Origin of the sequence: uncultured Campylobacter sp., from assembly GCF_938017615.1 — a bacterium.
GTDB lineage: Bacteria > Campylobacterota > Campylobacteria > Campylobacterales > Campylobacteraceae > Campylobacter_B.
In genome coordinates, this window is the sequence record NZ_CALIJA010000066.1 from 1 (window position 1) to 11974 (window position 11974).

The following is an 11974-nucleotide window of genomic DNA, read 5'->3' on the forward strand; positions in this document are numbered from 1 at the left end:
TCCGCCGAAGCGCAGGGCTAAAGCGGCCAAATTTAAAGCGGCGCTTTAAATTTAAACGAGCGCCAGCTTCAGCACCTCTTCGATCCGATCTACCGGCGTTATTTTCAGATCGTTTTTGACCTCGTCCGGTATCTCCGCCAGGTCGCGCTCGTAGTTTTTGCGCGGGATCAAAACCTCGGCGATTTTGGCTTTGTGCGCGGCGATGAGCTTCTCCTTAAGCCCGCCGATCGGCAGCACCTTGCCGCTTAGCGTGATCTCGCCCGTCATCGCTAGATCGGCGCGTACCTCGCGCTCGCTTAAAATCGACGCAATCGCCGTGCTCATCGTGATGCCGGCGCTCGGTCCGTCCTTCGGCGTCGCGCCTTCGGGCACGTGGATGTGAAGGTCGAATTTATTATAAATCTGCTCCGAGCTTTCGGAATTCTCCTCCGCGTCTAAATTTCGCGTCGCCGCAGGGCTTTTAGATGCGCCGCTATTTGCGCGCAATGCGGAGTTTTTGCCCGCGCGTGAGGCTTTTGCGGCGCCCGCCCCCATGTCTTGAGCGGCTTTGAGCTTGCCCTCGTCGATCAGCACCTTTACGACGCTAAAGGCGATCTGCGCGGATTCTTTCATCACGTCGCCGAGCTGGCCCGTGATCGTCATCGCGCCCTTGCCTTTGATCTTGACCGCTTCGATCTTGAGCACGTCACCGCCTACCGCAGTCCACGCAAGCCCGTTTACTATGCCGATTTGATCGCGTTTTTCAACCTCGTCGATCTCGAAAACCTTCTTATTTAGGAATTCGCTCAAATTTTTCGTCGTAACGACGATTTTTTTAAACTCTTTGTCTTTTAAAATTTTAACCGCGACCTTGCGGAAGATCGCTGCGATCTGGCGACGCAGGTTTCGCACGCCGCTTTCGCGCGTGTACTCTTCGATGATCTCGGCAAGGGCTGCGGGGTTGATCGCTACGTCGGCGGATTTTAAGCCGTGGCGCTGCAGCTCCTGAGGGATCAGATAGTCCTTGGCGATCTGAAATTTCTCCTGCGGCGTGTATGAGCTAAGCTCGATAAATTCCATCCTATCGCGCAGCGGCGCGGGTATGAGAGATACGTCGTTTGCCGTGGCGATAAAGATGATCTTACTAAGATCGATGTTGAAATTTAGATAGTAATCCCTAAAGCTCGAGTTTTGCTCTGGGTCTAAAATTTCAAGCAGAACCGCGGTCGGATCGCCCTTGTATGAGCTTGAAATTTTATCGATCTCATCAAGCACGATGACGGGGTTCATCTGATTTGCCTCGATGAGACCTTGCACGATGCGGCCCGGCATCGCGCCGATGTAGGTGCGGCGGTGTCCGCGTAGCTCGTTTACGTCCTCAAGCCCGCCTAAGGCGATACGGATAAGTTTACGCTTAAGCGCGGTCGCGATAGAGTTCGCAAGGCTCGTCTTGCCTACGCCGGGAGGGCCGTAGAAGCACAAGATTGCGCCGCCGTTTTTGCCGTCCTCTTTACTCTTCTTGCCGCTTGTGCCGCGAAGCTCCAAAAGCTGCTTTAGCGCAAAATACTCCTCGATGCGCGCCTTGGGCTTTTTTAGCGAGTGGTGGTCTTTGTTTAGCTGCGCCGTAACGCCCTCGATGGACATCTTGTGTTTGGCGGTCTTTTCAAAAGGTACCTCCAAAACCCAGTCCAGATAGCTCTGCACTAGTCCCGCATCGGCGCTATCGGGGTGCAAGCGGGCAAATTTATCGATCTGCTTTTTGATCTCTTTGTAAGCATCCTCGCCCAAATAGGGCTTTTTAGCTTCCAGCTTTTTGCGGTACTCCTCGATCTCGACGTCGCGATCGGCATCGCCGCCGAGCTCCTTTTGGATCTGCTTGAGCTGCTCTTTTAAAAAATACTCTTTGTTCGTCTTGTCGATCTTGGAGTGAACTTTGCTTTTGATCTCCTTTTCGAGCCTCTGTGCTTCGATCTCGTCGGAGATGTAGTTGATGAGGTTGAAAAGGCGCTTTTGCAAGTTGCTCTCGGTAAAAAATGAGTATGCTACCTGTTTTTTTAGGCGCAGTGCGCTTAAAATCAGGTCGCAGACGCGCGCGGCGTCGGTGCCGTCGTCGATGGTTTTTAGCAGATCGTTCGGGAAAAAATGCGTAAGAGTGCTAAGCGTCTTGGTTTTTTCCTTTAGCACGCTTACCAGTGCGTCTAATTTCTGATCGTTGCCGCGCTCGTCGTGGATGATATCGACGGTAGCGATTAGCGGATCTTGTGAAATTTCTTTTACGATTTTACCTTTTAGCGCGCCTTGGAATAAAATTTTAACCCGACCGTCGGGAAGCGGCACGGTTCTCATCACGGAGCCCACGACGCCTGCGTTATAGATACCGCCGAAGCTTCTATCGCCGCTAAATTCCGACTTGGAGCTTACGACCATTATCATAGATTCGTTTTTGGCGGCTAGATCGAGGGCTTTTTTGTTATGCTCGTCGCCGATGAAAAGGGGCGCTATCATAAACGGATATAAAAATAGCTCGTCCTCGACGATGATAGGCAGATCGCTCGGGAAGGTTGTATTTTGCATCAGTTGCATCGCTCCTCCTACTCAAAAATCGCACGATACCAAGGCGAGCGCGGTTTGATGACGTCGGTACCGTTTAGCGGGGATTCCTCGATGCGCTGTTCGTAAATTTTGGCCGAGCTCTCGCGGTCGGTGCGCTGGTAAAGATCCTTGATGTCGATATTTAGCTGATGCTCTGCAAGCCTGAGCTTCGTTAGCATCGTCTCAAGTAGCGGGCGATACTCGCTCTGTGGATATTCGGCGATAAATTTACGAATTTCATCGATGCTGTTTAGCATTAGCTTTTGGTTGCGATTTGGGTGGCTAAAGGAATCAAAATTTGCTCTAATTTTTAGAAATCTTGCGTATTCGATCTTCTGCGTCGTGCCATAGAGGCGGATATACTCGTCTAGATATTTGTTTGCTTTCTCGTAGTTTTCATCCTCTACAAAAGCCCACGCCATAATGAGCGTCATCTCCTCAAGCAGCGGAGAGGCGATATGTTCGCTAGAAAAGCTGGTGTAGTGCTTCTCGGCATCCTCCATATTTGCGTTGTTAATATCTTCTAAAATTTTAGAATACCACGTTTCGGGGCTTAGGTTAAAAAGCTCGCCGTCGCCTTTGCCGCTGCAGCCGCCGATAAACGCGATAAATAGGAGAGCAGATAGAATTTTACTTAGATTTGTCATAAAAAATCCTTGGAATTTATTTAGCTCGTAATTTTATAGTCTTTGAGTAAATGCAAGCTTAAATTCTGCGTTCAAATTTAAAAATGGAATTTCTTTAAAATTTTTATGCGTTCGGGCTTAAAAATCTTTGTAAACCAAAAAAATTTACGCGATAAATTCTAAATTTAAGTTTAACAATAGTATAATTAGCGCCGATAACGCAGAGTAAGTTTGCGTTTCCGTAATTTCAAAATTTTAAAGAAAGGATGTAAGATGAAAAAAGGTTTTACTCTAATCGAGCTGATCTTTACCATCGTGATTTTAGCGATCACTACGATGGCGATCCCGCGTATCGTCGCGCAAACCACCGAGCTAAACGCCCTCGCGATCAAAGAGGAGCTCGTATATAACGCCAAAGCTTTAATGTCTCGCGTATCTAAGGCGCAATGGGATAGTGCGTATGCTAATGATGCTACATGCGGAGGCGATGCGAGCTGCATGGATAGAATTTTGACCGTAACTCCAGGCGTAGATGATTCGGGCAATAGTACCAAGGAAGTTAGACCGGGGATTTTGCCGGAAGCTAGTCAGCGTGGAATCAGCTCCCAAACTCCGGCTACAAAAAAGCAATTTGGTAGAAATGGAATTTCGGTTGGCGGAGGTCGTTATAACGATATTGACGACTACGACCAGTTCACGACCGATATAAGAGTCGGTGATCTGGTAGGCTCTAGCAGCAAGGGTGACTTCATTCTAAATACTAGGATTAATATAGATGTGGATTATGTAGCAGAGCCTTTTACTGCTGCGCAGTATGCTACCGGTACCGATATAAGTGGTGTTCTTAGTGATCAGCCATCCAATGGCGCTGTTACCAATATCAAGATGGTTAGGGTTGCTGCTACGGATCTCAACGATGCTGTAGCGAGAGACGGTGCTGCTAAATCAGTCGTTTTAAAAGCGTTTTTATCTAATATCGGCGTCGGCGTCCAGACAACCGTTACTAGACGATATAACTGACAGGAGCGCGAGATGAAAAAAGGTTTTACCCTTATAGAGCTAGTGTTTGTTATCGTAGTGCTAGGTATCATCTCGATGTTTGGTGCCGATCTATACACGAAGATCTACAAATCCTACGTACATGTGCGCGCAGTAAACCAACTGGAAGCCAGAACGCAAAATGCGATGATGCTAATCACAAACCGCTTGGAGGATAGAATAAAAAGCTCTACCATAGGCAGGGAGCTTAGCTCAAATGAGTTTGTACCGATTAGTGATCTTACTGATCCGAAATACGACATACTAGAATGGATCGGTCAAAGCGTAGAGACGAGAAATATAAATAAGAGAACTCCAGGTTGGAGTGGTTTCATGTCAATGTCTCAGCTTCGAGATGACAAATGGAAAGCAGGTATAGAAGATGCTGGCTATATTGGGAATACGAGAGCTGAATTTAATATGGTCTCCTTGGGTAGCGATTTTCCGCAAGTAGCTAGGATAGTTCAGAACTTAAGGGCTACCGCGTATAATACTCCGTCTAATAACACCCAAGTTGCCGTTATTTTTAGGGTCGTTACTAACGATGCCTCCCCTACTAGCGTAGGTATAGGCTTCGGCTACGATAGAGCGGTTCAAGCAAACGGTAGCAATCGCGTGTTGATCGCCGTAGGTACTCCTAGTGCTGCGGGTAGCGGTAATATGGAAGGCGAAACTATCAGGATAAATCAGTATCCGCTCAATCCAAATAACGATAACTCACAGGAATTCTCCGAGCAGTATTATATAGCTCATAGTGCCTACGCGATCGTTCCAGATTTAGGGGGTAGGGATAGTATTGTATATATGAGAGATAATGCTGGTAATGTATTAAGTAAAAATTTTGATTTGGTTTTAAAATATAATTATCGTCCATGGAGCACTGTTGCAAACGATGCGAACTCATACAATGTTGCTAGCAGCGCGTTACTAGCCGAGGACGTGAGCTTGTTTAGGTTCAAGGACGATAACGGCGCTGTTGCGCTTAAACTATGTATGAGAGACGACGGCAGAAATTTCGATCCTGCAGAGCTGGATCTGAACGTTTGTAAAGCACAGGTGGTGTACTAATGAAAACTATGCGAAAAGGCTTTGCTCTAGTAGCGGCCATATTTTTTATCATCATTGTAGCGACTACCGCGATTACGGCGCTATCTATCGCGTCTATGACGGCTCGCGATGTCAATAATATCCAAGGCAGAGAGCAGGCGCTACTGCTAGCTCAGAGTGCTACGGAGCTGGCAGTCCTTGCTATGCAAAAGCATCAGTATCTAACTACCCCGCTTAAAGAAGGCGGTGCCACGGCTACAACCAATCCTACGTTAAATACGATTACGCTAGCATATCCGTCAAATGATCCAGCTCAAAAGATGTTTGATATCACCGTGACATTCGGATATTTCGATAGACAGTTGGGTGCGCCCGGCAATCATACCGTCGCTTATAGTAATTTTGGGCAAGGCTCGTCCGAAACACTTGCAAATGGTAGTGTGGGCAGAATTCTAAGCCATGCCGCGCTTGTAGATGTAGTAGTAAAATCCAACGTAGAAGTTATGGGAAGGCCACAGATTACATATCATAGGCGCACTATTCAAAAACCATAATGCAAAGGAGAGACGATGAATTTAAATATCGTAGGTAAACAGTTTGAGTTGACGGAACCCATAAAAGAGTATGTTGAGAACGCATTTGAGACGCTTGGGAAATATAATTTAGATCTTATCTCGGGACGCTGCGTAATCTCGGCTGACGAAAAGCAGGGAAAAAAGGGCTTTGTAGTGGATTTTTCTTTAAATTTAGCGCATCAAGACACTATCGTCGTGCGTCAAAAAGATAAAGATCTCTATGCCGCCGTCGATCTCATCGTAGAGCGCGCCTCAAAAGTGCTTCGCAGATACCACGATAAGGTAAATTCTCACAAAAATCGCGACGAGATGAAACAAAACGCCGTAGATAATGCGGTCGGTGCCAATAAGCCAAATTTAAACGATGAAGTTGATGAGATCGTCCCTACCGAGCTGGATCTATATAAGCCGCTAGAGATCGATGAGGCGCTAAATAAGCTTAAAGAAAGTACCGATCAGTTTTTGGTTTTCAATGATATGGATGCTAAAATGCGCGTGCTTTATAAGCGCAAGGACGGTAAATTCGGCTTATTTTAGAATTTTAAAATTTTCAAGCAAAATTCTACGCGGTAGGCACCGCTTCTAAGGGAATAAAATTTGCGATAATCCTCGCTTGCAAGGTGAAATTTTACGCTAAATTCCATGCTGTAAAATTCAAAAAAAACCAACCGAGCGGAAATTTTAAAGCGGGTCTAATAGTGAAATTCTTTGAAAAATCGACAAGATAGAATTTATGCAAATTTCAAAATCTTACTAGATAAAATTTAATCCTCGCAAAGTTTAAAATTTCGTAAAAATAAATAGACGATTTCTTAGCGAACTAGCGTTCCCAAATTAGCTTTTTGCCGAAAGTTAGAGTATTATCGGTCATTTTCATCCAATCGATTCTGATCGTAAAAAAATCGGTCTGCATCGCGCGTGCAAACGGGAAGCGCTTAAGATATAGCGAGGTTTCGCGCTCATCCGCGCTACGGATATGGCCGCAGATCTGCACGCCTTTGATTCTACCTACAAATTTCGTATCCAGTGCAACTGTGGCCGCAACTCCGCGGTTGGCAAAGACTGCTTTGATATGCTCGGAGTCGCTCGCGCTTGCGATGATGAGCTCCTTATTTTGCGGATCGTAGGCATAAAATGCGCTGCAGCAATATGGCAGATTATTGCGCAAAACTCCGAGAGATAGAAGTTTCATCCTGCCTAAAAACTCGTCGAATTTATCCTGAGCGGCACACATTTTAAGCCTCCTTTTTGCTAAATTATACAATGATTTTCTTTTATTAGCTATAATCGCGAGCCAAAATTAGGAGAATTTTTATGGAAAATTATAAAAAAGTAAAAGAGATGTTTTTGATGCAGCAAGCCCTAAACGACGAAACAAATGGCGTGGGCTGGGAGGACGGCTATACAAAAAACGGCAAACTTATCAACTGGAAGCGCTGCATTTACATGGAATGCGCAGAGCTCATCGATAGCTTTGCGTGGAAGCATTGGAAAAATATCTCTGCAGCGCCGGACGTGAATAATATCGTTATCGAGATCGTTGATATTTGGCACTTCGTAATGAGCTATATTTTAGAGCAATATTACGGCGGCAAAGACATCGACCACATCGTAAGCGACGTCACGGCAGTAAGCGGATTTGCGGAGTTTAGCTCCTACGCCTACGATGTGCGCGAATACAGCATCTACGAAATCGTAAACGACATCGAGCTCATAATCCACGAAACGAGCGGCTTTGAGCTGCAAATCGGCGAGCTGCTGACCGATTTTTTTCGCGTCGCAATTAAATGCGGCGTGAGCTTAGACATTCTTTTTGCCAAATATATCGGTAAAAACGTGCTAAATAAATTCCGCCAAAATAACGGTTATAAAGAGGGCAGCTACCGCAAAATCTGGGGAGACCTTGAAGATAACGAGGTGCTAATCGAGGTACTATCAAAAGGCACAGTAAGCGCAAACGAAATTTACGAGCAATTGCAAAAGATCTACGACGCGACGAAGTGAAGTCTGGATTTGCGCGCGAGATTTCCCTTTGAAATTTTGAAATTTCATCTATAAAATTTAGGCAGGCAAATTTTAAAAAAGGGCTTTGGTTTGGAATTCTGCAATTTTGAGCCTGAAATTTTACGCAGTGCCAGCTCATTTATAAGAGGCAAAATTCCGCGTAGCAAGCAAATAAATATTCGCAACAGGTAAAAAACATAGCTAGATCTGGCCTCTTTTTTACACACGATAAACGAGCAGATTAAACGCAGGCAAGCGATCAAAGCATAAATTTCGTATTATAAAGCGGGATGAGCCGACTAAAGCAAGAGATTGCGCCAAGCGAGCGGATTAATGAGGCGCTTTCGTACGGTAGCCAAATTGCTCAGCTCAAATTCCGTCGCAAAAGTCGCTAAAATAACGCAAATAGGAGCATTCATGGGTAGAATTTTTAATTTGGCAAAGCAGGATTTTTTTACGCGCAAGTTTATTTTGCTCTCGCTACTGCCACTTGTGTGCTCGCTCATAATCTTAGGCACGCTCGCATTTTTCGGTGGTAAAGAGCTTTTTGACGCACTTTCTCAGGGCGCGCAAAGCGGCGATTTTAGCTTCTTGGACGAACAGCGCTTCCCAATAATTGCAAAAATTCTAAGCTTTGCTGCTACGAAGTGGATTATCGGCGCGATTTTTTCGGTGTTTGCCAGCTTTGCGGTACTGATGCTTAGCGTGTTTTGTGCGCTTATCATCGCAGCCTTTCTGACGCCCGCAGTCACTAAAGAGATCAACGCCCGCCACTACCACCTAAGCCGCGCGGACGAAGCGAGCACGGCGCGAGTGCTAAAGCTGATGAGCCTTGAAATTTTAAAATTTTTAGCAATCTTATTTATCTGTTCGGTGCTTTTGTTTGTGCCGGTAATAAATTTATTCATAATCAATGTGCCGTTTTTTTATATCTATTACAAGCTGGTTCTAATCGACGTCACTTCAAACGCGCTAAGCGCGAAAAGCTTCGAGCGCTCTTATAAAATGGGTGGCGGATATAAATTTGCCCTAAGTGCTTTTATTTTTTACCTGCTTTGTTTGATCCCGCTGGTAGGATTATTTTTCCAGCTATTTTTCATCATCTTTTTGACGCACGTAGTGCTGATAGACGAAAGCGCCCGCAATAAAAATCGCTAAAGATTAACTAAAATCAATGAAAAATTTTGAAATTTTCATAAAATAGTGCAAAATTTTTTAAGAAAGGATTTCTATGAAATCAGGTGATATTTACATTTGCAATATATGTTCGCTCAAAAGCAGCGATGATGAAAACGCGGTCTTTATCAAGGCGCATAAAAACGGCGAGACGGTGCATATCTGCACATCCTGCATGCCTAGCGTCATCCACGGCTCAGGCATGGTCGTAAAAAGCAACTCCGAGATCGAAGAAGAGCTCCAAGACGCTACAAACTAGCTGCTAGCACGACTTACCGCGGCGCGTTTTAATTTGTTTATTAATCTGCGCGCCGCAAAATTCCAAAATTCCAAAATTCCGTCTGCGAGGTTTTCCACCAAAATACTGCATAGCAAAATTCCACGCTTAAAATTATAAAATTTTACGCAGCAAATTCTGTGCATTAAGCTTATCCCACATAAGAATTTTCGCGTTATAAGCTTGACGCTAAAATTCCTTGAGCTAAAACTAAAGTCTGAAAAATTTTAAAATCCGTGCAGCCGCTTGATCTCCGCGCTGATAGGCTTTTTTTGGCCTGATTTGGTCACGCTTACGTAGGTTGCGATCGCGCTGGTTACGTGCAGACACTCGCGAAATCCATCCTCGCCCAGCCGTAGCGCTGCGACCTCAATCTGCACGCGGATAGAGGTATTGCCTACGCTTAGGACTTTTGCGTAGCAGCTGATAACATCGCCGATAAATACAGGCTGCTTGAAAGTTACCTCCTGCATCGAGATCGTCACGACCCGCTCGGGCGCTATCTCGCGCGCCGCCGTCGCGCCCGCTAAATCGATCTGCGCTAGTATCCAGCCGCCGAAAATATTGCCCGAGCTATTCGTATCCTTAGGCAGCGCTACGACCTTGATGCGCGGCTCGCCGAAATCGTCTAAGTTTAAATCGCTCATTTTTACTCCTTAAATTTAAAAATCTCGCATTTTAACCGCGCAAATTTAACACTTTTTCGATACAATCGGCAAAAATCTATGCCGAAATTTTAAAATTTTAAGCGGACGCGAGGATAAAATTTAGCTCTCGAAGCAGGCACATTCCGCTCGTAAAAAGACGATAAAACGGCAAAAAGGATACGCGATGAACGATTTTGCAAAACTTAGCGAGATGGCGGCGAGTGCTAAGGCACGACTAAACGCCCTCTACGACGAGCCGCACGCCGAGCTGATCACGCGCGGGCTGGAGATCTGCGGCTTTGAGTCTGGCGATACTGCGCGCATCGCCGTGCTGCGCCGAATCGTCGATCTCAAAGAGGATCCGCTGCTGCAAGAATTCCGCCGCTTGGGCTACGATGAGGCGCGGCAGCGCGAGCTAAAGAGCAAAATGTATGATTTCACGCGCGAAATACACGAGAGCATGCACGCAGCACTCATCGCCGAGGCCGGCACGCAGGGGATTTTGCAGCCGTTTTATCTGGAGCTTTTAAAGGGCGTGCACCGTATCGGGCTCGTGATAAGCGATATGCAAAAAAGCTGGCAAGCCCTAATCATCGAAGGCACGAACAAGCGCTGGGAAAAGGAATTTAGCTCGCTTGCGCAGGCGAAGGAATTTTTGCTGCAAGAGGAGCTGTTTATGCGCACGCCTCACGGCGAGATCTGCGAGCGCTGCTACGGCGCGATAGTGCAGCGCGAGGGTAAATCCCAAATGGTGCCCTACGCCGTGGCATTTGCGGATGAGACGGCGAAGCTACAGAGCGAATTTAGCGATCTTTTGGAGCGTTTGGTGACGCTTGCAGAAGATGAGAGCGAGCTAGCTTACGTCGCGTATCTATCTAAGCTCAAACAGGCCTTTTGCGAGAGGGACGCCAGCGCGGTAATCGGCGCGTGGCGGGATGCGGAGATCGCGTGGATGGATATAAAAACGCCACTTCAGATCGGGCATCCGCTCGAATACTACGAGGACGCCTACACGCACGCAGTCGCGCTAGAATGGGACGTCAGGCTTGCAGGCGCGTATGAGTTCAGTGCGGAGGAATTTAAAGCGCGCGTAAGCGAGAGCTTTGAGTGTGCGTATGAAAAAATCGGTGCAAACAATGCCGTCATGCACTCGCTGGTGCTCTCAAACATCGCCAAAACCCAGCTTTACGTTTGCGCGCCGCTGATCTACTACGGAGCCGATCTTAACGGACTCTTTTCGGCGCAGGTCGTGCCCAACGACGAGTTCGTAAGCACCAACTGCGGCAAGAAAATTTTCGCCTTCGTAAATTTCGTCTATGAAAGCGCTAAGGCTAGACCTTTTATGCGGCTAAGCAGCGAAATATTTGAACTTGAATACCTAAATTTCGGGCGCGAAATTTTATTTAAAAAGCCGCAAATTTGGCGCCGCGTCTACGAAATATCGACGATCGGGCATGAGTTCGGGCATATATTTTTCATCGACGCGGACACCGAGGCGCGCATGAACCGCTCGGGGCTTTTTAAGCTCATCGAGGAGTACAAGGCGACCACAGGCGGGCTCGTGAACTTCTTTTTCCACGAAGAGGAGGAGTTTTGCCTACCGGTGCTAGATGAGCTGATCCGCCGCGCGATGGGGCTCATCGCGTGGCAGCGAGTGGAGGAGCTCAAGCCCTACTACTGCGAGGCTCTGATACATCTGAGCTTGCTTTTCGCATCGGGCGTTTTGAAATTTGAGCGCGGGCGGCTGGCGGTTAAATTTGACCGCGCAGGCTATGAGAGCTTCAAAGCCGCGTGCTTGCAAAACTACGAGGATCTGGCGCGGCTTTATTGCGGCAAAAAGGACGCAGCGGAATTTTTATCGCGCTTTGCGGAGCTTAGCGGCGGCGTGTATCTGCCGCGCGAGGCGCAGGTGCGGGAGTTTGTGGAGTTTTATTACTCGCGCTACGAAGCGATCGGCAACGAAACCGATCCTAGCAATGAGCGAGCAAAGTGGCTTTAAAATTTCAGCTCCGA

The 11974-nt window shown here is 46.8% G+C and carries 12 protein-coding genes; 8 read left to right on the plus strand and 4 right to left on the minus strand.

The features are described from left to right. Positions 1-51: 51 nt before the first annotated feature. Positions 52-2562: an endopeptidase La gene (gene lon, locus Q0620_RS03035; protein WP_298783156.1), complete on the minus strand. Its 2511-nt coding sequence runs from the start codon at positions 2560-2562 to the stop codon at positions 52-54. 8 nt (positions 2563-2570) lie between these two features. Next, positions 2571-3218, minus strand: coding sequence for an outer membrane protein assembly factor BamD (gene bamD, locus Q0620_RS03040; protein WP_298783157.1), 648 nt, complete (start codon positions 3216-3218; stop codon positions 2571-2573). A gap of 252 nt (positions 3219-3470) precedes the next feature. On the opposite strand from bamD, the gene Q0620_RS03045 reads away from it, so the two are divergent. The 4 genes from Q0620_RS03045 to raiA are packed head-to-tail and all read left to right on the plus strand — an operon-like array spanning position 3471 to position 6394. Next, positions 3471-4217, plus strand: a complete 747-nt coding sequence (locus tag Q0620_RS03045) for a type II secretion system protein (RefSeq protein WP_297960986.1) — start codon at positions 3471-3473, stop codon at positions 4215-4217. Between the two features lie 12 nt (positions 4218-4229). After that, positions 4230-5303 carry a type II secretion system protein gene (locus Q0620_RS03050; RefSeq protein WP_297987769.1) on the plus strand — a complete coding sequence of 358 codons (1074 nt, stop codon included), beginning with the start codon at positions 4230-4232 and terminating at the stop codon, positions 5301-5303. Further along, positions 5303-5836, plus strand: a complete 534-nt coding sequence (locus Q0620_RS03055; protein ID WP_298783158.1) for a hypothetical protein — start codon at positions 5303-5305, stop codon at positions 5834-5836. The genes Q0620_RS03050 and Q0620_RS03055 overlap by 1 nt, the downstream gene beginning before the upstream one ends. Before the next feature lie 15 nt (positions 5837-5851). Then, positions 5852-6394: a ribosome-associated translation inhibitor RaiA gene (raiA, locus tag Q0620_RS03060; RefSeq protein WP_298783159.1), complete on the plus strand. Its 543-nt coding sequence runs from the start codon at positions 5852-5854 to the stop codon at positions 6392-6394. Positions 6395-6677: 283 nt separating this feature from the next. Here raiA and Q0620_RS03065 read toward each other — a convergent pair whose 3' ends face one another. Continuing rightward, positions 6678-7091, minus strand: coding sequence for a hypothetical protein (locus Q0620_RS03065; RefSeq protein ID WP_297996934.1), 414 nt, complete (start codon positions 7089-7091; stop codon positions 6678-6680). A gap of 80 nt (positions 7092-7171) precedes the next feature. Between Q0620_RS03065 and Q0620_RS03070 the strand changes: the two genes are divergently transcribed. From Q0620_RS03070 to Q0620_RS03080, 3 genes are all read left to right on the plus strand, one after another. After that, positions 7172-7861 (plus strand): dUTP diphosphatase, encoded by a 690-nt coding sequence (locus Q0620_RS03070; RefSeq protein ID WP_298783160.1) that lies wholly within the window; start codon positions 7172-7174, stop codon positions 7859-7861. Positions 7862-8278: 417 nt separating this feature from the next. Further along, positions 8279-9019, plus strand: coding sequence for an EI24 domain-containing protein (locus tag Q0620_RS03075; RefSeq protein WP_298783161.1), 741 nt, complete (start codon positions 8279-8281; stop codon positions 9017-9019). 73 nt (positions 9020-9092) lie between these two features. Beyond that, complete coding sequence (locus Q0620_RS03080) at positions 9093-9296, plus strand: hypothetical protein (RefSeq protein ID WP_297941994.1); 204 nt, start codon at positions 9093-9095, stop codon at positions 9294-9296. A 245-nt stretch (positions 9297-9541) separates the two neighbouring features. Here Q0620_RS03080 and Q0620_RS03085 read toward each other — a convergent pair whose 3' ends face one another. After that, on the minus strand, positions 9542-9961 hold the full coding sequence (locus Q0620_RS03085; RefSeq protein WP_295153100.1) for an acyl-CoA thioesterase: 420 nt from the start codon (positions 9959-9961) through the stop codon (positions 9542-9544). A gap of 184 nt (positions 9962-10145) precedes the next feature. On the opposite strand from Q0620_RS03085, the gene ciaB reads away from it, so the two are divergent. After that, a complete protein-coding gene (ciaB, locus tag Q0620_RS03090; RefSeq protein WP_298783162.1) occupies positions 10146-11960 on the plus strand; it encodes an invasion protein CiaB in 1815 nt (604 codons plus the stop codon). Positions 11961-11974: the final 14 nt, after the last annotated feature.

Excerpts from the sequence above, each read along its gene's own strand:
- lon (WP_298783156.1), bottom strand. The coding sequence starts at position 2,562 with ATGCAACTGATGCAAAATACAACCTTCCCGAGCGATCTGCCTATCATC.
- bamD (WP_298783157.1), bottom strand. The coding sequence starts at position 3,218 with ATGACAAATCTAAGTAAAATTCTATCTGCTCTCCTATTTATCGCGTTT.
- Q0620_RS03045 (WP_297960986.1), top strand. The coding sequence starts at position 3,471 with ATGAAAAAAGGTTTTACTCTAATCGAGCTGATCTTTACCATCGTGATT.
- Q0620_RS03050 (WP_297987769.1), top strand. The coding sequence starts at position 4,230 with ATGAAAAAAGGTTTTACCCTTATAGAGCTAGTGTTTGTTATCGTAGTG.
- Q0620_RS03055 (WP_298783158.1), top strand. The coding sequence starts at position 5,303 with ATGAAAACTATGCGAAAAGGCTTTGCTCTAGTAGCGGCCATATTTTTT.
- raiA (WP_298783159.1), top strand. The coding sequence starts at position 5,852 with ATGAATTTAAATATCGTAGGTAAACAGTTTGAGTTGACGGAACCCATA.
- Q0620_RS03065 (WP_297996934.1), bottom strand. The coding sequence starts at position 7,091 with ATGTGTGCCGCTCAGGATAAATTCGACGAGTTTTTAGGCAGGATGAAA.
- Q0620_RS03070 (WP_298783160.1), top strand. The coding sequence starts at position 7,172 with ATGGAAAATTATAAAAAAGTAAAAGAGATGTTTTTGATGCAGCAAGCC.
- Q0620_RS03075 (WP_298783161.1), top strand. The coding sequence starts at position 8,279 with ATGGGTAGAATTTTTAATTTGGCAAAGCAGGATTTTTTTACGCGCAAG.
- Q0620_RS03080 (WP_297941994.1), top strand. The coding sequence starts at position 9,093 with ATGAAATCAGGTGATATTTACATTTGCAATATATGTTCGCTCAAAAGC.
- Q0620_RS03085 (WP_295153100.1), bottom strand. The coding sequence starts at position 9,961 with ATGAGCGATTTAAACTTAGACGATTTCGGCGAGCCGCGCATCAAGGTC.
- ciaB (WP_298783162.1), top strand. The coding sequence starts at position 10,146 with ATGAACGATTTTGCAAAACTTAGCGAGATGGCGGCGAGTGCTAAGGCA.